We start from the raw sequence: 23,681 nt of genomic DNA on the forward strand, positions 1-23,681 counted from the left end.
GCTTCTCGCATGGCGCCCTTAAAGTCGCGCGCCTTCGAGACTGAGCCGTGTTTTAGATCGGTTGGTGTTTTTCAAGGAATATTGAATGATTGAAATTGGCATTTACAGTTGCGCACGGAATGTAACTCAAAACGGGTGAAGAGCTACTCGTCGCGTTGCGCCACTCAAAATTCATTGGACTGAGATAGCTCCGTGCTGATTGGCGACAACGGTTATTGTAAAAGCGGATGTAATACGACTCTTGGTCACTGGCGTAATGCGTCAGGTATTCCCGCTCGGTCTTCAGCGGGCGGAAGAAACTTTCCATGACCGAATTGTCCCCGCAATTCACGTTGCTGGTCGTACTGGCGCTTCGGATTGTCAGCAAGCTTTCAGCGATTCCGAACGCCTCGGCTACCCGACGAATCGGCGTACCGGCAGCACTTTGTCTACCGCCTCGCGCTTGAAAGACTCGGGATAACGTGGTCCGATCTGTGCCATGAACATTCTTTGCGGTGGACATTATCCACCTTAAGCCAGTGTCCACACAGCCTGGGACGGACCAAGGTGTTGCGCCGGGCGCCAAGCTGCCAGCTGGCCTAGCGACTTGCATGGCCGGGGGCTTCTCCACTCCGGTATAACCATAATCGGCACAGACTACGTGTTCATCGCCGTGCAGCAGCTTATCGACCTGTGTGATATCTGCAACATTGGCCACTGTCTCTATCTGCAGTAACACTGGATTACTTGAGTTCTACACTTTGATGCTCGCTGATCCAGTTCAACAGGTCAGCCTCGCACATCGGGCGTGCAATAAAGTAACCCTGCACAGCCAGACTACCCAACGCCTGCAAGGCTCGATAGTCACAGGCCGTTTCCACCCCTTCGACCACCACATTCAATGCCATCCTTCGCGCCATGATCATGACCCCTGCGACCACTGCTGCCTTACGCTCATCGTTCGCCATATTGGTCACGAACTCAGCAGGAATTTTCAACTCGGAAAACGGCAATTGCAGCAGGCGCTGAATATTCGAGGCGCCGATGCCGAAGTCATCAATTGACAATTGGCAGCCCTGCATACGCAAGCGTAACAAACCTTCCAAGTGAGTAGCCGTGGCCTGCGAAACCTGGCTTTCGACGACCTCCAGAGTGAGCACGCTGGCGGGCAACCCGAAGCGCACCAACAGCGCCAATACTTGTTGCGCAAAATTATCCCCCTCAATCATCGAAGGAGGGATATTCACCGAGACCGGCAGGAACTCACCAAGCTCGCGCAATACACGAGCGGATAATTCCAACGCCAACTCCAGCATGCGCCAGGTCAACGGTTCAATTAGTCCGGCATTCTCCACCGCTTTAATGAAGCTGCCGGGCGACAACAAACCTCGGTGAGGGTGCTGCCAACGGACTAGCGCTTCAACACCCAGTAACTTTCCCTCAAGATTGACTTTGGGCTGGTAGTAAGCGATCCATTGCTCAATCACCCCAGCGCCACCAACGCGCTGACCAGAAGCCTGATGATGCAGATTTTCCAGTGATAACGACTCCGACACCTGCGCCAGCAGCAACGAATTAACTCCATGCTGAATATGATCTTTATAGTTCTCTAGGAGCAAACACAATGTCTCGGTCGACACAGGTTTCTGCAAACTACCCAGTAAATGGATGCCCTGCGACCTAGCTAATTTGGCCGCACCATCAAGCACACTTTGGTCATAGTTACTGTGAATGATCAGCGCACGAGCCAATCGGTTTTCGGCCAAAAAATGGATCATCTCGAAGACATCGAAACCATCCATCTGCAAATCAGATATAACAACATCGGCTATACCTCGAATGGCCGCCGTCTGTTGCGCTGCCTCAAGACTGCAGGCTGTCCGAACATTAAAGACCTGAATGCTATTGAGCATATGATGCATTGCCATCAGCTGAAAAGCATTGTCTTCAAGGACCAAAACATTAAGTGAGCGCATTCTGTTGTCTCTTCGTTAGCGCCAGTCCTTAGCCGTTGGTCATCAATAAATTAACTACGCTGCCAGCTATTTTCTATTGGACAGACCCCAAATTGACAGCCCCGGACAACTCCACTGCACCCATCAGGTAAAGTGCTCTATCAGCATGCGATTGATTAGAAGTAGACGCCAAAAATTAGTTCTGGTTTATTTTAAGCAGCGCGCATCAAAACACTGATTAGTCAGCGTGAAGCAATCCAGGAACACGAGCGTTTTTTTTCATGGCCATGCTGTAGTGGGTAACGCTCAACCATCCTTGACCCTATACTTTTCTGGATGTATCTGAAGACTACTGGAGCAGACCCAGCAGACGATCATGCGCACTGCATAATCCCTTCAGCGGAATTGCAAACGCTACCTCTTTACCGATATCGGCTGTCACAACCGTCACCATGAGTGTGTCGCCCACTCTTAGCTGCGCACTAACGCCTTCATCGAACTCAACATCCACAACACAACCACCGGCCAGACACGTGCGAAACGGAAGGGTAAACGGTACGCCCTCATCTACACACAGGGTCACGCCCTCCTGCAAGGCCAGGCCAAAAGGCAACATCAGCGCCCCCTTGAACTGCGCTGCCTCGGGCCACAACTCGATGCTCAGCACACGCTGGTTCGAAGGCTGATGGGTCTGTTCCTGAATCAGAACGCCGCGCTGACCTACCACTCCATCGACCGTTTGCGTTGCAAAAGCCAATATCCAGTTATCATGAACTTCTCGCAACTGAGCCGCCTCTCCCAACAGGGTGTTGCTCTGGGACTTGCTCATGATTCACCACTTTCTTGTTTGGACATTGCTAGCACTTTCGTCCGATTGAAGGCGCTCTTGAAACCCTTGAGTGAAATGTCGAAAGACACTTGCTTGCCTCCGTTGATAGTGGCGTTGACTTTTAGAGCGTTACCTTTTTCCAACCGCGCCATCTTGACCGCATCCAGCTTTACTTCGAGCACACAACCTATCGGCAGGCAGTGACTGATGCGCAAAACACTGAAAGGTTTGCCCTCATCCGCCTGCAACGTAACGCCCTTCTGGACATCCACCCCAAACGGAAGGACAAGGACGCCCTTCGCGCCGGTGCCGTCAGGCTGCAGTTCGAGCCCGAGCACACGCTGATGTGATTGTTTTTCGAATTGCTCTTGGGCAAATGTGCATATTTTATCGGTTGGCTGCTCCACCGCCGGCGTCGCGCAACCAACAGACCAGTCGCCTAAGGCCTCCCGTGCCGGAGCAGCCGGAGTAGCTGGTGTAGCTGGTGTAGCTGGTGTAGCTGGTGTAGCTGGAGCGGATTGAGGCACCGCCTCTTCTGCAACCACCGGCACCATGGTGGTCGCGAGTACAAGCGCAACCACCGCACCAGAGATTCGAAAAATATGTTTTGGCACTTCTGACTCCGATTGAAAAACTAAACCTTCACAAACATGATCTGCCTTAATCCCACCCAGGATTACCGGGAAACAACGCCGGGAATATCTAGACGTATACCAAGGGGAATCGTATGCAAAGTCTCCAGCAAGAAAAATGGGACACGTCCTATTTTCAACAGGAAGATGCTGCCGGCCGAGAGTCTGAATATAGCGATGGCTCCCCCCCCACGCGACCGCCCTCCGAAGAAGGCCGTGGCACTCTTTGCTTTCATTCAGGCTTACCAGGAGTACGTCACACCCAGTTCAACCTTGCTGGCACTGTAGTCATGCTCGCCGGCCTCGTAACCGACTGAGCTCCATGCGCTCACCTTCTTGCTCAGGTTTCCCTGCAGACCGAGATTGCCCTCAAAGCGATCTTCGGGCAGTCGGTCATACGCCTTGACCCCATCGAAGGCAATACTCTGCGAGCTTGGACCATGCCACCAGTTCACTTGCGCGAAAGGTTTCATGCCCAGCGCATCCTTCACATCTGCGTGTAAGCGCACCCCCAGGCGTGTCGTCACCGACGTGTCCGTCTGCCCCGACACCACCGTACCGTTACGCTCCTTGTGTGAATCGGCACGAAAGTTCGACTTGATAACCTGGGCTTGTGGCTCGATGTACAATTGGGCTCGCTTGCTCTGGTAGACCGGCAGCGAGTAACCCGCCTCCAGCGAGGCCGACAGATTGCTCGAGTCGTAACTTTCGCTCGCCAGACCGTGGCCTTTCACCGTGTTGTCAAACTCGCCGTACATGATCCAGCTGTCTATATACGGCCCCGTCTGAATGTCGCTATGGCCATACCAGGTGCCATACACACCGACGCTGTAGCCATTCACCGAGCCCTTTGCCTTCACGCTGCCGTTATCGGCGTGGTTGTCGCTGGAATGTTGTGCCCCCATCACACCGAAACGGATGCTGCCGTCGGCACCGTCGCTTAAGTGCAGCAGGTCACCTCCCCCGTGGATCAAAGTGGTCGTATCGGACAGATCCTGATGCCCCGCACCACTGCGATCGCTGCTCTTCTTGACGACACGCAAAAAGCTGTTGCCGTCGCTCGGATCGTTCTGGTCCTGGTCTTGCATTTCCGACGCCTGGCTTTGGCGATCGTGCAGCGTGTGCACCTGCATCATCGACGCGGCCAGTTTATTATTCAGATAGGCACCCACTTCCGGCCGATACGCTGGTTTGTCTGACGTAGCCGGTTCCTTCGAGTTACGCGAGGTCAGGTACCAGTCGTCGGCCACTCCATTGCTACCACCACGTACCAAGCTGTAGTCATAGGCGCCGGCCGCGATCGTGTCCTTGCCTGCGCGATAGCCGTCCGACGCTGTCGACAATTTGAATGCCCCGGCGTCAGTCGTCCCACCGTTGCGCGTTTCGACCACGCGGATGCCTTGGCTTGTCTGTGCACCGTCGCCGCCAGCATGGCGGATGATCAACCCGGTATCACCCGTGGCGCGACCGCCATCGAGCACAATCCGGTCGCTCGCCGATCGGTCGTCACCCAGTACCGTGTAGAGCTCCACTGTGCCGCCCCGGCCGAGCCAGTTCCTGGCCGTCAAAGTGCGTCCGGCCCCTAGAGGCAGCGATGCAGGCCGAGCAAACTTGATCGCACCGGCCAGGTCGACGTCGTCGACCAGCGAATCGGCGGTCATGTTCCAGGTACTGGCCGCATCGATGTTGACGTTGGTCGGGTCAATCCAGCCGGTCAGGCTTGCACCGTTTTTCAGGCTCAGGCTCGTTCCTCGGGTACCCACGATGTTACTGAACAGTTGCGCACCACCCTGGCCACCATCCAGGACCAAATCGCCGCCCTCCAGTCGAGTGATGCCTGTCCAGCCGGTCTTGCCGGTCAAGGTCACAAGGCCGGAGCCGCGCTTGACGAACTCGCCCGTACCCTCGATGTCATTGTCCAGCGTGCCGCTGGCTCCATCGAGCAATAGCGTGCCGTTATCGGTGATCTTGCCGCTGCCCAGGCCATCCACATGGTTCAGATTGACCTGCGCCCCTGTCGCGATGAGGGTGTCGGCGCTCAGGCCGGTATTGCTGCCCTGCACGTCCAGCGTGCCGCCATTGACCTTCAGCAGGCCGCCACCACTGAGCGTACCCGCCGAGGTGCCACCGTTACTCAGCACCAGCGTGCCGTTGTTCAGGTTCAAGCTCGACCCTGCCGCAGCGTTGAGTACGCCCACCGTCTGGGTCTTGCCGTTGAGGTCGAAGCCGGCCAGATTGGCCAGGTTCAGCTGGCTGGTCCGCCCCAGGGCGTTGTCGGCACCCGCACGCAACGTACCGGAGTTCACACTCGTTTCGCCGCTGTAGTCGTTGTTGGCGTTGCTCAGGGTGAGCACGTCGGCAGCGTCGATCGCAAGACTGCCTACGCCGGTGATCTTGGCCGACATGTCCGCCGCAGCCCCGGCCGCGCCAGTATTCTCGGCCAGCGTCAAGGTCTGGCCCGATTGCAGGTCCAACTGTGTGAGGCCGTAGTTCACATACAAGCCATCTCCCGCCGTGCCCGTGGTCAGCCGATAGTCATAAGTGCCCTTGGCCACGGTATTGCCATCCTGACTGATGTCGACCTGGCGTGCGTCCGTGATGACATTGCCATCCTGGTCGACCAAACGGATCGCGCCACCGCTGCCGCTCACCGTACTCGCGTCGACCAACTGCACGCCGATGTTCGCTTCATCCTGCGTCAGCAGGTTGGAGGTATTGGGCGTGTCCCTGCCCGGAGCGACAAGCGGCGCCGGTACATTGATGGCCACCGTACCAGTATGGCTGGCGTCCAGCGTGCCGGCCTTGATCAGGCTGGTCGCCAGCACCTGATCCGGTGCGCTGGCATTGAACCGCATCGTGCCGCCATTGATCTTCAGCCCGCCGATCACCTGGTTGCCATCGCCTACCGTGGTCACGTTACCCGCGCCCACTTCCAGCGTCGCGTTGGTCAGTGCCGTGGTGTTGTTGCCCGACAGGGCGAAGGTGTTGTCCTTCAAACTGACGGTGCCGGCAAAGCTGTTGCCCGCACCAGTGCCGAACGAGAACGCCTGGTTGGCGTTGGACGCGTTCAGCGTACCGGCACCGGTCAGCGCGTTATCGAAGCTGAAGGCGCCGGTGGTCAGGGTGTTGACGATGCCGCCCGCGGCAATATCGACCCCGCCCGTGCCCAGGTTACCGGTGCTGGTCGTGGCGCTATCGGCCACCGCCAAGGTACCCGTGTCGGTCACATTCCACTGTCCCGTGTAGGCCGCATTGGCGCCGCTGATCGTGGCCTGCGCCCCGCTCACCGTGGTCGTGCCCGCTCCGGCCAGCAGGTTATCGAAGGTGCTGGCCGAGGCTAACGCCAACTCCAGCCCCGTCGTCGTACTGCCCGCTGCGGTGTCGATATTCACCGTGCCGGTGCCGACACCGTCAGCGTCACTCAGTTTCAGCACGCCGCCCAGGATCGTGGTTGCCCCGGTGGCGCTATTGGCCCTGGCGATGGTCAGCGTACCCGTGCCGTTCTTGGTGAAGACGCCCGCGCCATTGAGCGCGTTGCTCAAGGTCCAGTCGGTGCCGGTGTCGACATTGAAGGTGCCGGCGTTGTTGATCGCCGCCGTGCCCAGGTTACTGGCCGTCGAGGCCGTCAGACGAGTGCCCGCTGCCAGGTTCCAGCTGCCCGACAGGGTATTGTTGCCCGTGAGCGTCGCCTCGCTGGCGTTGCTCAGGTTGACCTCCCCGGTACCGTCGATGGCGTTGTCCAGCGTGCCGCTGGCTCCATCGAGCAATAGCGTGCCGTTATCGGTGATATTGCTGCTGCCCAGGCCATCCACATGGTTCAGATTGACCTGGGCCCCTGTCGCGATGAGGGTGTCGGCGCTCAGGCCGGTGTTGCTGCCCTGTACGTCCAGCGTGCCGCCATTGACCTTCAACTGGCCCCCGCCGCTGAGCGTACCCGCCGAGGTGCCGCCGTTGCTCAGCTCCAGCGTGCCGTTGTTCAAGTTCAAACTCGACCCTGCCGCGCCGTTGAGCACAACCACCGTCTGGGTCTTGCCGTTGAGGTCGAAGCCGGCCAGATTGGCCAGGTTCAGCTGGCTGGTCCGGCCCAGGGCGTTGTCGGAGCCCGCACGCAACGTGCCCGAGAGCACGCTCGTCTCGCCGCTGTAATCGTTGTTGGCGTTGCTCAGGGTGAGGATGTTGCTGGCGTCGATGGCCAGATTACCGTTGCCGGTGATCTTGGCCGACATGTCTGCCGCAGCCCCGGCCGCGCCGGTATCCTCGGCCAGCGTCAAGGTCTGGCCCGATTGCAAGTCCAACTGGCTGAGGCCGTAGTTCACATACAAGCCATCTACCGCCGTGCCTGTGGTCAGCCGAAAGTCATAGGTGCCCTTGGCGACGGTGTTGCCGTTCTGACTGATGTCGACCTGGCGCGCGTCCGTGATGACATTGCCATCCTGGTCGACCAAACGGATCGCGCCACCGCTGCCGCTCACCGCACTCGCGTCGACCAACTGCACGCCGATGTTCGCTTCATCCTGCGTCAGCAGGTTGGAGGTATTGGGCGTGTCCCTGCCCGGAGCGACAAGCGGCGCCGGTACATTGATGGACACCGTACCGGTATGGCTGGCGTCCAGCGTGCCGGCCGTGATCAGGCTGGTCGCCAGCACCTGATTCGGGGCACTGGCATTGAACCGCATCGTACCGCCATTGATATTCAGCCCGCCGATCACCTGGTTGCCATCGCCTACCGTGGTCACGTTACCCGCGCCCACTTCCAGCGTCGCGTTGGTCAGTGCCGTGGTGTTGTTGCCCGACAGGGCGAAGGTGTTGTCCTTCAAACTGACGGTGCCGGCAAAGCTGTTGCCCGCACCAGTGCCGAACGAGAACGCCTGGTTGGCGTTGGACGCGTTCAGCGTACCGGCACCGGTCAGCGCGTTGTCGAAGCTGAAGGCGCCGGTGGTCAGGGTGTTGACGATGCCGCCCGCGGCAATATCGACCCCGCCCGTGCCCAGGTTACCGGTGCTGGTCGTGGCGCTATCGGCCACCGCCAAGGTACCCGTACCGGTCACGTTCCACTGCCCCGTGTAGGCCGCATTGGCGCCGCTGATCGTGGCCTGCGCCCCGCTCACCGTGGTCGTGCCCGCTCCGGCCAGCAGGTTATCGAAGGTGCTGGCCGAGGCTAACGCCAACTCCAGCCCCGTCGTCGTACTGCCCGCTGCGGTGTCGATATTCACCGTGCCGGTGCCGACACCGTCAGCGTCACTCAGTTTCAGCACGCCGCCCAGGATCGTGGTTGCCCCGGTGGCGCTATTGGCCCTGGCGATGGTCAGCGTACCCGTGCCGTTCTTGGTGAAGACGCCCGCGCCATTGAGCGCGTTGCTCAAGGTCCAGTCGGTGCCGGTGTCGACATTGAAGGTGCCGGCGTTGTTGATCGCCGCCGTGCCCAGGTTACTGGCCGTCGAGGCCGTCAGACGAGTGCCCGCTGCCAGGTTCCAGCTGCCCGACAGGGTGTTGTTGCCCGCGAGCGTCACCTCACTGGCGTTGCTCAGATTGACCACTCCGGTGCCGTCGATGGCGTTGTCCAGCGCGCCGCTGACCCCAGCGAGCAACAGCGTGCCGTTATCGGTGATCCTGCCGCTGCCCAGGCCATCCACATGGTTCAGATTGACCTGGGCCCCTGTCGCGATGAGGGTGTCGGCGCTAAGACCGGTGTTGCTGCCCTGCACGTCCAGCGTGCCGCCATTGACCTTCAGCAGGCCCCCACCACTGAGCGTACCCGCCGAGGTGCCACCGTTGCTTAGCTCCAGCGTGCCGTTGTTCAGGTTCAAGCTCGACCCTGCCACGCCGTTGAGCACGCCCACCGTCTGGGTCTTGCCATTGAGGTCGAAGCCGGCCAGATTGGCCAGGTTCAGCCGGCTGGTCCGGCCCAGGGCGTTGTCGGCACCCGCACGCAACGTGCCCGAGTTCACACTCGTTTCGCCACTGTAGTCGTTGCTGGTGTTGCTCAGGGTGATGGTGTTGGTGGCCGCGATGGCCAGATTACCGCTGCCGGTGAGCCTGGCGTGCAACTCATCGGCCCCCGACGACGCCCCGTCGCCCGACAAGGTCGTGGTCTGCCCGGCTTGCAGCGCGAGCTGGGTCAGCCGGTAGCTTGCGTACAAACCGTCAACTGCGGCGCTGCCTGCAGCGCTGGTCGCCAAGTCGTACGCGTACGTACCGATGGCCACCGTCTGTCCACCCTGCTGGATGTTCGCCGTACCCGAAGTCAGTCGATTGCCCGCCTGATCCTTCAGGACCAAGTTGGCTGCCGACCCGTTCACCGAGGTGGCCGAGACCAGTTGTCGAGTCGTGCCTTCGTCCTGCGCCAACAGATTTCCAGAGCTACCTGCACTCTGCGGATCGAGACCGACGCTACCCGACGTCAATGTCAGTGCTTGGGTCGCGACCGTATCCGTCGACGGGTCCGAGAACACCATCGTACCGCCGTTGATTGTCAGGTTGCCGATGTTTTGTACACCGGCCCCCACGGTAGTTACGTTGCCCGCGCCCACGTCCAGCGTCGCGTTGGTCAGCGCCGTGGTGTTGTTGCCCGACAGGGCGAAGGTGTTGTTCTTCAAGCTGACGGTGCCGGCAAAGCGGTTGCCCGCACCGGTGCCGAACGAGAACGCCTGGTTGGCGTTGGACGCGTTCAGCGTGCCCGCACCGGTCAGCGCGTTGTCGAAGCTGAAGGCGCCTGTGGTCAGGGTGTTGACGATGCCGCCCGCGGCAATATCGACCCCGCCCGTGCCCAGGTTACCGGTGCTGGTCGTGGCGCTATCGGCCACCGCCAAGGTACCCGTACCAGTCACGTTCCACTGCCCCGTGTAGGCCGCATTGGCGCCGCTGATCGTGGCCTGCGCCCCGCTCACCGTGGTCGTGCCCGCTCCGGCCAGCAGGTTATCGAAGGTGCTGGCCGAGGCCAACGCCAACTCCAGCCCTGTCGTCGTGCTGCCCGCCGCGGTGTTGATATTCACCGTGCCGGTGCCAACGCCATCGGCATTGGTCATTTTCAACACGCCACCCGACAGGTTGGTTCCGCCACTGTAGGTGTTGGCACTGCTCAGCACCAGGGTACCGCTATTGACCTTGCTCAACATGCCTGTGCCGCTGGCGACCCCCGTCAGCATCAGTGTGCTACCACCGATGACATCCAGGGTACCTCCGCTCGCATTCAGGGTGATCGCACGCGAGGAAGTCAGCGATGCCGTCGTTGCCAACACCCCGCCATCGAAACTCAGCGCGCCCGAGGCCGCACCGAGGTTGGCATCGCTGGACACCTGAACCTTACCGCCATTGATCGCGGTACCACCGCTGTAAGTATTGACACCGGCGAGCACCAACGTGCCGGCATCGGACTTGGTCAGTTTGCCCGCGCCATCGACCACACCATTGACTGCCAGTGTCTTGCCGCTGTCGACATCGAGCGTGCCGCCCATGGCATTGAGCGTCGTCGCGCGCGCCGTGGTAAACGACTCCGTGGTTTCCAGCACACCACCGTCGAAACTCAAGGTGCCTGAGGCCGCCCCGAGGTTGGCATCACTGGACACCTGCACCTTACCGGCATTGATCGCCGTACCACCGCTGTAGGTGTTTACACCCGCAAGCAGCAACGTACCGGCATCGGTCTTGGTCAGTTTGCCCACGCCACCGACCGCACCGTTCATTGTCAGTGTTTTGCCGGTGTCGACATCGAACGTGCCGCCCCTGGCATTGAGCGTCGTCGCACGCGCCGTGGCGAACGACTCGGAGGCTTCCAGGGCGCCGTCATCGAAACTCAGCGCACCGCTCAGCGCACCGAGGTTGGCGTCGCTGGACACGCTAAGTGTGCCGCCATTGATTGCCGTGCCACCGCTATAGGTATTGGCCCCCGTTAGCACCAACTTGCCCAGATCGGTCTTGGTGACGCGGGTACTGCCCTTGAGGATCGAACCTATCGTCGCGGTGAAGCCGGCACCCAATTCCGAGCCATCACCGACGCGGATCGTCGTGCTACCGGAGCCGGAGGCTGTCTCGACCAGGTTGATCTCATCGCCGCTGACCGAATAGCCATTGACCGCGAACTGAATCCCGGACGCGGAAATATCGCCATAGCTCTTGTCTACCGTCACCGTGCCGCTCGCACCCTGGAAAATCACGAACGAAGTCGGCGTATAAGTAGAGTTGATCGAACTGCTTGGATCACCCCAGTTGGTACGCGCCACGTTCCGACTCCAGACACCGGTGCCGCCGTCGGCCATACCATCGTTGTATTTGCTCGGGTCGCTACCGTCCCAAATCGCCGTGAGAATACCGGTGGTATTGATCAGGTTGATCTGTCCGGGGACCCCGGTCTGCAGGGCCACCGTTGTCGACGGAGGCAGGGTGCCGAGCGCCAGGCCGTTGTTGGTCAAGGCGCCGGTGTAGTTGAAAATGCGGTAGATACCCGGCTCAAACGTTCCGCCCGCCGGTGTAGCCACATCAAGACGACCGTCCAGGGTCAGGTTGCCGTTGACAGTGGTCAGGCTGTTCTGCGACACGCCATTGAGCGCACCAAAGGTGTAATGCAGGATCGAAGTGGCATTGAGCCCAAGATTGCCATTGATGGTCAGCGTCCCGCCTGTGCCATCGGCACTGCCCGGCGCCAGGATGCCATCATTGGCGATGTTGACATTGCCGCCGATCACGCCAGTGCCGCCCAAGGTCGCAGCCGCCGCCACGTTCGTGGCGCCTGTCGCGGCCGATTGATCACCATTGACGAAGAGCCTGCCCCTCGACACCGTGGTGGCACCTCTATAGCTGTTGGTGCCGGTCAGGATGGTGGTGCCCAAGCCGTTCTGCAGCAGGCCGCCGGTACCGGAAATGGCGCCGTCATGGGTATGGGTATCGGAGAAATTGAAGGCCAGAGTGGAGTTGTTGACGATATTGCCAGCGATCATGCCGCTCGTGCCACCATCACCCAGCTGCAACGTGCCGGCATTGATGGTGGTGCCACCGGTATAGGTATTGTCGTTGGTCAGCACCAGGGTCCCGGTGCCGTTCTGCTGCAGGGCGCCGGTGCCCGACACCACGCCGGCAAAGGTGAAAACGTCGCTGCGGTTGAATGCCAGGTTGCTGTTGTTGGTGATATTGCCGGCAACCGAACCCGTCGTACCGCCATTGCCAATCTGCAGCGTGCCCGCGTTGATGGTGGTGCCACCGGTGTGGGTATTGGCGCCTGCCAGCACGGTGGTTCCGGTGCCGTTCTGCTCCACGGCCCCGGCGCCGGATATCCCGCCCGCATACACGTAGGTATCGCTGCGATTGAATTGCAACTTGGTCTGCGCGGCCGTCTGCACGGGTGCCGCGCCGAGCGTACCGCGCGTACCCCCATCGCCGACCTGCAGCGTCCCGCCATTGAGTCGGAACGCATAGCCACCGTCGTTGTAGACCGTGTTAGCCAGCACCAACTTGCCAGCGTCGTTCTTGCTAAGGCCGTTCGTGGGCCGATAACCGCCGACGGATTGAATAGCGCCGGTCAGCGTCAGGGTCGTTCCAGCGTTGGTATAAAAGTTGAGAGATTGAATCGAAGGCCCATAGAACGAGGTGAACCCGTAGTTGATAGTGTTTGCCAGGGTCATATCGGCAGTGGTTCGCAGATTGCCACCACTACCGTAACTGGAATCGTTCCCCTGGCCGGTGATGGCGCCGGTACCGAGCGCGCTCGCAGAATTGATGACGACCGTGGCACCGTCGGTGAGGAGGGTTCCACCGGTGTAGGTGTTCGCGCCATTGATAGTCGTGGTACCACCTCCATGGAGCCACAGACGACCAGCCCCGGAGATCGTGCCATTGAAGGTGCCTCCAGCGCTGTACACGAGACCGCCTCCAGAAGCGAGCACGATGTTACGGCCAAGCGTAGCGCCAGTTCGCAAGGCGCCGCCATCGAAGGTCAGATTCGTCGCCAGATCGCCAAGGTTGCTATCGCTCGAAATCTGCAAGGTACCACCTCGCAAGGTGGTGCCACCGCTGTAGGTATTGGCGCCACTCAGGGTCAGTGTGCCACTACGTTGCTCGACCGCGCCGCTGCCGGAGATCACGCCCGCATAGGTGGAGGTCACATTGCGATTAAACACTAAGGTAGCGTTGTTGGTGATGTTACCGGCGATCGAGCCACCGCCGTTCGCGGTGCCATCGCCCAGCTGCAGCGTACCGGCACTAATGGTTGTACTGCCGGTGTAGGTGTTGTTGCCCGTCAGCACCGTGGTGCCGGTACCGCGTTGGTCCAGTGCGCCGGTGCCTGAGATGACACCGCCATAGGTGTAGGTGTCGCTGCGGTTGAAAGCCAGCATGTCATTGTTGCTCAGCGCTCCCGTACCCAGCGTACCCGTCGTCCCGCCACTACCGACCTGCAGGGTACCGCGCGCGATGGTCGTGGCACCGCCATAGGTATTATTGCCGGTCAACACGGTGGTACCCGTGCCGATCTGTTGGAGCGTACCGGTACCGGAAATCACCCCGCCAACGGTAAGGGTATCGCTGCGATTGATGGCCAGGTTGCTGCTGTTGACGACGTCCCCCACGATCGAACCCGAGGTCCCGCCATTACCCAGCTGCAAGGTACCACCAACAACTGTTGTACTACCGGTATAGGTGTTATCGCTGCTGAGCACCAACGTGCCGCGGTCGGTCTTGACCAAACCGACGCTGCCTTGCAGTACCGATCCGACGGTGGCGACAAAATTGCTCCCCGCCGCCGTGCCGTCGCCAACCCGGACCGTTGCCTTACCGCTACCCGGTGTGGTCTCGGTCAAGTCAATGGCACCACCGCCCAGCACATAGCCGTTAGCCGCGAATTGCATACCGGTTGCAGCGACCTGACCACCACTGTTGTCAACCGTGACAGTACCCGGCGAGCCCTGAAACACGACAAAGCCGGGGCTGTAGACACCGTTTGCCGTGCCGGCGGCATTGGTCCAGTTGCTGTTTGCACCGGTTCCGCTGTTCCAGATACCGCTGCCGCCCTCCACCACCCCATTGCTCGGGTTGCCAGACACGGGACTGTCCCAGAAGCGCATGTTGGCCAGGGAGTTGATCAGGTTGACCTGGCCATTGATCGAGGTCTGCAGCACGGTGTTCGAACCCGCAGGCATGTTCCCCAGGGCCAATCCATTATCAGTCAATGCCCCTGTATAACTGATGATCCGGTAAACACCCGGATCAAATGTGCCGCCTGTTGTTGTGCCCACATTCAGGGTGCCGTCCAGCGTCAAGTTGCCGCGGACCACCGTTTGGTCATTGAACACTCCGCCAACCACGTCGGACTGGCCGAGGTTGTAGTTCAGTATCGCGCCATTGGACAACACAAGATTGCCGCCGATGGTCAGGGTGCCTGCCGCACCGCTTGCAGCGCCCGGCGACAGGATGCCGCCGTCATTGACCGTGACACTGCCGCCGATGGTGCCGATGCCACCCAGGGTCGCGCCGGACTCCACGGTCGTCAGCCCTCGGGCGGTCGTCTGGTTACCATTGATGAACAGTGAGCCAGCTGCCACGCGTGTCGCACCGGTGTAACTGTTGCTGCCAGTCAAGGTCGTAGTGCCGGTACCACTCTGGGTCAACGTACCGCTACCGGAAATGACACCGCCGTATTCATAGGCGTCCGAGCGATTGAACACCAACGCACTGTTGTTGACGACATTGCCCGTACCCAACACGCCAGTGGTCCCGCCATTGCCAACCTGCAACGTGCCGCCATCGATGATGAACCCGCTGGTGGAGCTGCTCGTTCCAGCCAACACCAAGGTACCGGTATTGGTTTTGCGTAATGCCGAGCTACTGCCGTAAATATCACCGCTGACCGTCAGCGTCGTCGTCGGCGCCACGTCAATAGTGGCACCGCCGTTGCCGAGCCCAACCTTGTTGATGGTGAAACTGCTCGTCGTTACGAGGGTTCCGTTGCCAAAATTCACATCTTTCGCACTGCCCAGACTGGCAGCATTTGACACGAGCGTCCTGATGCCTCCCTGCAAATAAGTGACACCGGTGTAAGTGTTTGTACCATTGAGCACCACCGTTCCACCTGGAGTGCCTGCACCCCGCATGGCAAGGTATCCACCACCCGAGATCGTTCCGTTCAGCGTCACCGTCGAGCCATTGTAGGCCTCGATGAAGCCATTTCCGCTCAGTACGATATTGCGGGCTGTGCCGAAATCGTTGAGCAGGCGCAGCACGCCGCCGTTGACGAAGTTCACGGCACCGGATGCGGCGCCCAGGTTGCTGTCGCTCGAAACCGCCAGCGTCCCCCCCCAGATGTTCGTGCCGCCGGTATAGGTATTGTTGCCCGTCAGGAACACCAACCCGGAATCGACACCTATCCGGCCTGCGCCGGACACCACTCCGCTCAGGGTCAAGGGCGCGGTGTCGGCCGCACTCCCGACATAACCATTGACGCCGCTGTCGACGACGACTTCGCGCGCCGTGGTGAACGCCGAGCTTGCCCGGAAGTTACTGTTGCCAACGAAATGCAGACGACTTGACGACGCCCCCAGGTTGCCATCGCTGGCCACCTGCAAAAACCCACTGCGAATGATCGTTTCACCCGTGTAGGTGTTGGCGCCGCTCAAAACGGTTGTACCACCATTCTGTTGCACCGCACCCGTACCGGAAATCACCCCCGCGTAGGTGTAGGTATTGTTGCGACTGAAGATCAGCTCGCCGTTATTGATGACATTACCGACGATCGAGCCCGTCGCGCCGCCATTGCCAATTTGCAGCTTGCCCGCGTTGATGGTGGTGCCGCCGGTGTAGGTATTGTCGCCGGTCAGTATGGTAGTACCAGTGCCGATCTGCGTTAACCCACCGGTGCCGGAAATCACGCCGCCATAAGTAACGGCATTGTTGCGATTGAACGCCAGCGTGCCATTGTTGGTGACCGCAGCGCCGCCTAGCACGCCTGTCGCCCCGCCATTACCGACCTGCAGCGTACCGGACGAGATTGTCGTCGCACCGGTGTAGGTGTTGGCAGCCGTCAGCACCAGCGTACCATCGCCACTGAAGGTGAACGGGCCGCTGCCGCTGATCACACCACCGAAGGTGGCGGTAGTACCCGACGCCACATCGATCGCGCCGCCAACCAGGCCGAGCGTCACCGTGCGGGTTGATGAGAAGGAGCCGCCGTTGATTGCCAGCGTGCCGCGGGTGGTGTTGTCACCTAGCGCCAGGGAGCCCGCTGCGGCACCCAGATTACTGTCCTGCGACACCCGCAGCGTGCCGTTATTGGTGACCCTGGTTCCCCCCGTGTAGGTGTTGACGCCACCCAGAACGATGGTCCCGGCGCCATTGACGTCCACGCGGGCTGCCCCGGCAATAACCGAATTGATGGTCGCGGTCGTGCCGCTGCTTGCCTTGATGCCCATGGTGGAAGAAGCAGCGTTCAGCGTGCCGCCCTGGAGCGTGTAGCCATCGACCGCGAACAACAGATCCTGAACGGTAATCGGGGAAACTATCGATACGGTGCCTGGAATGCCGGCAAACTGAGCACTGTCTCCCGCCAGATTGTTCCACGGCAGCGTCACCGTGCCGTTGTACCAACTACTGCTGGAGAGGTCCCAATTCCCCGTCCCCCCGGAGTTCTGCCCCGTGGGCGACCAGGTGAGGGTGGCTGCTTGTGCCGATCCGCACAAAGAAAGCGCCAAGGAGATCGTTGCATGACGGCCGATCTTCGAGCGCGAAGTCTTGCCTCGTTTCTTAGCTAACTCGGACGCGACTACCCAACATTGCTTGGCAACACTCCAGATAACACAGTAAACAGCGCTCATCAGCCACTACACACGCACACGAACCATAGGAAATTCTATGTATTAATTCTAAAAACGCCCCCCCTGCATCGATATAGGACCAGTACGAAACTTCATGAAGCACCGCGGGAGTCAACGATTGAACGCTGCCCGGCTGCCCATGTCTGACGCTTGGTTTTGTTTACTTCAGGTGTCGCAATATCGGATGACGCCGTAGGGCCTTGTAGGCAAACTCCGAATCTTGCTTTTGGGCACTTTGCCGCCTTGTTGTGATTTTCTTTGACGGGATAGTCTCCGGTCGTCGCTGACCATTCAGCGACCGGGCTTGGAAACCCGTCGAAATTAGCGCAACAGTTTGCCCATCAAGTTATGGCGGCTGTGCGTGGGACGTCTTCGGGCGTGCCGGTTTCCTAATTTCCCGGTTTTCCAACCTGCGCATAGCTGTCACCCATTCGCTTGGAAACGAATGTCACAGCACTTCAAATTAGGAGTTGCACCATGACTAAAACAACGACGTCCGAAGCCTCAGAGTTAAAAACCGTCGGCTTCACACCCTTCCTGTACCTCTCTGACCAGCCCTTGTTCCACGTCTGCCGCGACGTCCCCATCGCCGATGCCCTGGCCCAAGCCTCTGACCTGCTGTTCCTCGCCAAATCCCTGACCGTGGATGCGACCTACGCCCAAGACTCGGACCCTCACGCCTGGGCCGCGCACTATTTAACGACGATGAGCAAAGCGGTGATCGATGATGTGGTGAAGGTGCTGACGCGCCGACCAATCGGTTAATGCCTGCCAATTGAAGAACCTGTAGGAGCGAGCCTGCTCGCGAAAAAACCAAGTCATCCACGGGGCATCTGGTTTACGCGTTATCGTTCACGACCTTCGCGAGCAGGCTCGCTCCTACAGGGGTTAACCGTTCAAGCTTTTCCCGCGCCAACACGACTTCATAGGTATCAGCCGGCCTGCCCCACTGCTCCACAAGAACCATCCGGTCTACCAACGCCTTGGCGAGTTCGGTAATGGTCCCGGCCAACGCTTCGACGATCTCTTGAGTGCGCAACCACAGACGATCATGGATCACTGTCAGCTCGGCCGTGATGCAGTCTGATGAAGCCGGATCCGTATCGGGGCAGGTGATGTTGCGCAACAGCTGCCGCAGTTCCCTGATTTTGGCCTCATCCTTTTCTGCCCCAAACGCGCCGTTGAGAATGGCGGCCGCTTTCGATTGATCGACGCGTTTTTTGCGTGCCTGGGTGCAAGGTAACGTCTGCGCCATGGCACCCGCATAGAGCACCATAATCCGAGCTTCCAGGTACGCCTTCATCGCTTGCAGCGATGTAATCGAGCGCGCCAGGGTGATGCTAGCGCCCCCTTTATGCCTCAGGTCCATGGACACACTCAGGGTCACGCCGCCCGCCTCAAACCCCAGCGCCCGGGCCACGACGTAGTGCCCCATTTCGTGATTAGCGATCTGCAAGGCATGGTCCCGTACAGCGGGAGGCATTTTCTTCACGTCCATCACGCTGGATCTCCCGTTCAACTACGAGTGACTGTAGCTCGACTGAATTCTCACACATAAAAAAGCCGCGCAAGTGCGCGGCTTTTTCGTACCAGCAATTCAGCCTTTAGTTGGGCAACGCATAGGCAATCACATAGTCCCCGCGATCCGTCGACTGACGCGCACCGCCCACCGTCAGCAGGATGTACTGCTTGCCGGTTTTCGGCGAAACGTAGGTCATCGGCCCGGACTGACTGCCCACCGGCAGACGCGATTTCCAGATTTCGTTGCCGTTGCCGGTATCGAAAGCGCGCAGGTAGAAGTCCTGGGTGCCGGCGAAGAACAGCAGACCCGATTGGGTGGCCAGGGACGCGCCGAGAGTCGGCATGCCGATCGGGATCGGCAAGTGCATGCGAATACCCAGCGGGCCAGTGTCTTGCACGGTGCCGACCGGGACTTGCCACATCAGTTTGTGGGTTTTGAGGTCGATGGCCGACATGGTGCCGAACGGTGGTTTCTGACAGGGGATGCCGACCGCCGAGAGGAAACGTTCGCGCATGGCGCCGAATGGTGTGCCCTCCTGCGGTACAACGCCCATTTCGATACCGCTGGCACCGGCACCGATCTTGTCACGCGGGATCATGTAGTTGGCCAGGCCCAGGCGCATGTCGTTGACGAACATGTAGTTCGTGTTCGGATCGACCGAGACACTGCCCCAGTTCATGCCGCCCAACGAGCCCGGGAATTGCAGGGCGCGGTCCATGCCCGGCGGGGTGTAGACGCCTTCGTGGCGCATGCCTTTGAATTGGATGCGGCACATCAACTGGTCAAACGGCGTGGCGCCCCACATGTCCGACTCGGTCAAGGTTTTGTTGCCGATGGATGGCATGTCCACCGAGAACGGCTGGGTCGGCGAGTAGCGTTCGCCAGGCACGTGGCCTTGCGGCACCGGACGCTCTTCAACCCGCGCGATGGGCACACCTGTTTCGCGGTTGAGCAGGAAGATCTCGCCCTGTTTGGTGACTTGCGCCAAGGCAGGCTGCATGCCGCCCTTGTCGTCCGGCAAGTCGTACAGCAGCGGTTGCGCCGGCAGGTCGAAGTCCCACAGGTCGTGGTGAGTGGTCTGGAAGTGCCAGCGCACCTGACCGGTCTTCACGTCGAGGGCGACGATCGACGAGTTCCACTTGTCATCGAATTCGGTGCGCTGACCGCCGAAGAAATCCGGGGTGGCATTGCCGGTTGGCAGGTAAACCAGACCGAGCTTGGCGTCGTAGGACATGGCCGACCAGACGTTCGGTGTACCTCGGGTATAAGTCTCACCGGCCGGTGGGCGTTTGGTGGTGTTCGGGTTACCTGGATCCCACGCCCACACCAGTTCACCGCTGCGCACGTCGTAGGCACGCACCACGCCTGGCGGTTCGCCGGTGGAGTAGTTATCGGCCACGCGACCGCCGACGATAACAACATCCCCCGCGACCAGTGGTGTCGAGGTTTGCTGGTAGTAACCGGGCTTCACTTCACCCATGTCGGTGGTCAGATCGACGGTGCCTTTGTTGCCGAACTCTTCACACGGCTTGCCGGTTTCAGCATTGATGGCGATCAGGCGCGCATCGCCGGTCGGCAGAAACAGACGTTTCGCACAGGCTGTTGGCTGATTATCCGAAGACACTGGAGTTTCGGAGTAGCCCAGACCACGGCAGCGCTGCCAGTTGGGTGCAGTGCCTTGCGGGTCGAACTTCCAGCGCTGGGCGCCGGTATCGGCGTCGAGGGCGAAGACTTTGCCGTAGGCGGTGCAGGTGTACACCGTGTCGCCGATTTGCAGCGGGGTGTTCTGGTCTTCGGCACCGGCACCGGTGCTTTGCGGGATGTCACCGGTACGGAAGGTCCAGGCGACCTGCAATTTGTCGATGTTGGTCTTGTTGATCTGGTCCAGCGCGGCAAAGCGATTGCCGGCGGTGGTGTTGCCCCAGTGCGCCCAGTCTTTCTGTTCGGTACCGGGTGTAACCGGCGTGACCGCCGGTTCGCTGGAGGCCTTGACCACGTGGGTTGGTACGAACATGTAGGCCATGGTTGCGACCACGCCGACGCCGAGTACACCCGCCAGACCGTAGGCGCCACGCCCCGCTGTCGCGCCCGAAGCGCGTACCAGTGTCGGGTAAATCAACGTGACCACCAGACCGATCACGGCGAACGTCAGCACGCGTGAAACCAGCGGCCAATATTCGAAACCGGCATCCCACACCGCCCAGATCGCCGTCAGGATCAGCGCCAGGCCATACAGCCACGCGCCCAACGGTTTGCGGCGAGCGATCAGCAGACCGGAGACCAGCATCGCCAGCCCCATCAGTAGGAAATACCCACTGCCACCCAGCGTAATCAGATAACCGCCGCCACCCACCAGGCCAAGCCCGATCAGCGCAATCAGGACACCCAGCCCCGCCAGCAGCCATTTGCTGCCGGCGGCAGCCCCAGAATTATTCATGTCGGAAAATTTCCCCATTTGTGACAAGGGCGGAATAATGTACTACCTAGTTACTTATGGCAATTTGTCGCAGGCAAAAATGGCATGAACGGTAGTGAGACTAGATCAAGGATCCGCTGCGCCAGATGTGCCTGTAACATGCTGGGTCACTGATCTGTACCGCCGGAGATGCCCCTTTGCCAGACACTCGACCGCCCGTTCTTGACGAAATCGACCGCCAGTTGATTGCCGCCCTGCAAATCAACGCCCGCGAAAGCGTGGCCATGCTGGCCCGGCAGCTGGGCATCGCCCGCACCACCGTGACCTCGCGTCTGGCACGGCTGGAGAAAGCCAAAGTAATCACCGGTTATGGCGTTCGACTGGGCCAGCGAGTGGTCGATGGCGGATTGCAGGCGTATGTGGGGATCACCGTGCAGCCGCGCTCCGGCAAGGAGGTGTTGCGGCGCTTGAGTGCGATGGCCCAGGTGCAGCAGTTGTGTGCGGTCAGTGGCGAATTTGATTATGTGGCGTGGCTGCGCACTGACTCGCCGGAGCAACTGGATCAACTGCTGGATCAGATTGGCAGTGTGGATGGGGTGGAGAAGACCACGACTTCGATCATCCTCAGCAGCAAGATTGATCGGGGGCAGCCGGTTTAGACGCGGTCAGTGTGGGAGCGGCGGTGCGACGTTTCGACTTGCTCGCTCCCACATTTGAACAGTGTGCATTAACATCTCGTCATATTGATCATAAAGCCGGCAAAACGACGACACTTTGCGTCTTATTAACGTATTCCACGCTCTCTAGAATGGCTCGCATCTTTTCCTATACTCAGACGCGCACTCTGCGTCCGGACGCCAGTAAGGTCAGCCATGAACAAGAACAATCGCCACCCTGCAGACGGTAAAAAACCAGTCACCATTTTTGGTCCGGACTTTCCTTTCGCCTTCGACGACTGGATCGAACACCCAGCCGGCCTGGGCAGTATTCCCGAGCACCATCACGGTGCCGAAGTGGCGATTGTCGGTGCCGGTATCGCCGGGCTGGTGGCGGCTTACGAGCTGATGAAGCTGGGCCTCAAGCCCGTGGTCTACGAGGCCTCGAAGCTGGGCGGCCGCCTACGCTCCCAGGCATTCAACGGCACCGACGGCATCGTCGCCGAGTTGGGTGGCATGCGTTTTCCGGTGTCGTCCACCGCGTTCTATCACTACGTCGACAAGCTGGGCCTTGAGACCAAACCCTTCCCCAACCCGCTGACGCCTGCCTCCGGCAGCACTGTCATCGACCTGGAAGGCAAAACCCATTACGCACAGAAACTGGCGGATCTTCCTGCCCTATTCCAGGAAGTGGCTGACGCCTGGGCCGACGCCCTGGAGGCCGGCTCGCAGTTCTCCGATATCCAGCAAGCCATCCGCGACCGCGATGTGCCGCGCCTCAAGGAACTGTGGAACACCCTCGTGCCGCTGTGGGACGACCGCACCTTTTACGATTTCGTCGCCACCTCCAAAGCCTTCGCCAAACTGTCGTTCCATCACCGCGAAGTGTTCGGCCAGGTCGGTTTCGGCACCGGCGGCTGGGACTCGGACTTCCCCAACTCGATGCTGGAAATCTTCCGTGTGGTGATGACCAACTGCGACGATCACCAGCACTTGGTGGTCGGCGGCGTGGAACAAGTGCCACAAGGCATCTGGCGCCATGTGCCGGAGCGCTGTGTGCACTGGCCACAAGGCACCAGCCTCAAGTCGTTGCACAGCGGTGCTCCGCGCTCCGGGGTGAAGAAAATTGCCCACGCACCGGGCGGCCGTTTTGCGGTCACCGACAACAACGGCGACACACGCGAATATGCCGCCGTGCTGACCACCTGCCAGAGCTGGCTGCTGACCACCCAGATCGAATGCGAAGAAACCCTGTTCTCGCAAAAGATGTGGATGGCCCTGGACCGCACCCGCTACATGCAATCGTCGAAAACCTTCGTAATGGTCGACCGCCCGTTCTGGAAGGACAAAGACCCGGAAACCGGCCGCGACCTGATGAGCATGACCCTCACCGATCGCCTGACCCGTGGCACCTACCTGTTCGATAACGGCGACGACAAGCCGGGGGTGATTTGCCTGTCGTACTCATGGATGAGCGACGCGCTGAAAATGCTCCCGCACCCGGTGGAAAAACGCGTGAAACTGGCACTGGATGCGCTGAAGAAGATCTACCCGAAGGTCGACATCGCCGCGCGAATCATCGGCGATCCGATCACCGTCTCCTGGGAAGCCGATCCGCACTTCCTCGGGGCCTTCAAAGGCGCCCTGCCCGGCCATTACCGCTACAACCAGCGCATGTACGCGCACTTCATGCAGGACGACATGCCGCCCGAGCAGCGCGGGATCTTCATCGCTGGCGATGACGTCTCCTGGACGCCGGCCTGGGTCGAAGGCGCAGTGCAAACGTCGCTCAATGCGGTGTGGGGCATCATGAAACACTTCGGCGGCGCGACACATAAAGAGAACCCGGGCCCGGGTGATGTGTTCAAAGAAATAGGCCCTATCGCCCTGCCCGAGTAA

10 protein-coding genes and 2 pseudogenes are annotated in these 23,681 nt (G+C 60.1%); 4 read left to right on the plus strand and 8 right to left on the minus strand.

The window, feature by feature from the left end:
• Window positions 1–305: 305 nt before the first annotated feature.
• Window positions 306–446 carry a hypothetical protein gene (locus tag ABTV22_RS27430; RefSeq protein ID WP_433741549.1) on the plus strand — a complete coding sequence of 47 codons (141 nt, stop codon included), beginning with the start codon at window positions 306–308 and terminating at the stop codon, window positions 444–446.
• Between the two features lie 99 nt (window positions 447–545).
• Here the strand turns inward: ABTV22_RS27430 and ABTV22_RS27435 are convergent.
• The 6 genes and pseudogenes from ABTV22_RS27435 to ABTV22_RS27460 all read right to left on the minus strand — a co-directional run.
• Window positions 546–706, minus strand: a pseudogene (locus tag ABTV22_RS27435) (IS5/IS1182 family transposase); the annotation flags it as partial.
• 16 nt (window positions 707–722) lie between these two features.
• The gene (locus ABTV22_RS27440) at window positions 723–1,955 is read right to left on the minus strand and encodes an EAL domain-containing response regulator (RefSeq protein ID WP_433737448.1); all 1,233 of its coding nucleotides are present in this window, start codon (window positions 1,953–1,955) and stop codon (window positions 723–725) included.
• Window positions 1,956–2,283: 328 nt separating this feature from the next.
• Entirely contained in the window at window positions 2,284–2,763 is a 480-nt protein-coding gene (locus tag ABTV22_RS27445; RefSeq protein ID WP_433737449.1) for an invasion associated locus B family protein, read from the minus strand.
• Window positions 2,760–3,377 (minus strand): invasion associated locus B family protein, encoded by a 618-nt coding sequence (locus tag ABTV22_RS27450; protein WP_433737450.1) that lies wholly within the window; start codon window positions 3,375–3,377, stop codon window positions 2,760–2,762. Before ABTV22_RS27450 ends, ABTV22_RS27445 begins: the two co-directional genes overlap by 4 nt.
• Window positions 3,378–3,637: 260 nt before the next feature.
• A complete protein-coding gene (locus ABTV22_RS27455) occupies window positions 3,638–17,065 on the minus strand; it encodes an autotransporter-associated beta strand repeat-containing protein (RefSeq protein WP_433741522.1) in 13,428 nt (4,475 codons plus the stop codon).
• A gap of 39 nt (window positions 17,066–17,104) precedes the next feature.
• Window positions 17,105–17,188 (minus strand): annotated as a pseudogene (locus ABTV22_RS27460) (ESPR-type extended signal peptide-containing protein); the annotation flags it as partial.
• 477 nt (window positions 17,189–17,665) lie between these two features.
• Between ABTV22_RS27460 and ABTV22_RS27465 the strand changes: the two are divergent.
• Window positions 17,666–17,953 (plus strand): DUF3077 domain-containing protein, encoded by a 288-nt coding sequence (locus ABTV22_RS27465; RefSeq protein WP_433737451.1) that lies wholly within the window; start codon window positions 17,666–17,668, stop codon window positions 17,951–17,953.
• Window positions 17,954–18,026: 73 nt separating this feature from the next.
• On the opposite strand, the gene ABTV22_RS27470 is transcribed toward ABTV22_RS27465, so the two are convergent.
• Together ABTV22_RS27470 and ABTV22_RS27475 are read right to left on the minus strand one after the other, a co-directional pair.
• A complete protein-coding gene (locus ABTV22_RS27470) occupies window positions 18,027–18,686 on the minus strand; it encodes a peptidase M41 (RefSeq protein WP_433737452.1) in 660 nt (219 codons plus the stop codon).
• 106 nt (window positions 18,687–18,792) lie between these two features.
• A complete protein-coding gene (locus tag ABTV22_RS27475) occupies window positions 18,793–21,147 on the minus strand; it encodes a glucose/quinate/shikimate family membrane-bound PQQ-dependent dehydrogenase (protein WP_433737453.1) in 2,355 nt (784 codons plus the stop codon).
• 176 nt (window positions 21,148–21,323) lie between these two features.
• On the opposite strand from ABTV22_RS27475, the gene ABTV22_RS27480 reads away from it, so the two are divergent.
• Window positions 21,324–21,785 (plus strand): Lrp/AsnC family transcriptional regulator, encoded by a 462-nt coding sequence (locus ABTV22_RS27480; protein ID WP_007980298.1) that lies wholly within the window; start codon window positions 21,324–21,326, stop codon window positions 21,783–21,785.
• Between the two features lie 213 nt (window positions 21,786–21,998).
• Window positions 21,999–23,681 (plus strand): flavin monoamine oxidase family protein, encoded by a 1,683-nt coding sequence (locus ABTV22_RS27485; RefSeq protein WP_433737454.1) that lies wholly within the window; start codon window positions 21,999–22,001, stop codon window positions 23,679–23,681.

It is taken from the genome of Pseudomonas putida (assembly GCF_050990305.1).
GTDB classification, from domain to species: domain Bacteria; phylum Pseudomonadota; class Gammaproteobacteria; order Pseudomonadales; family Pseudomonadaceae; genus Aquipseudomonas; species Aquipseudomonas putida_AH.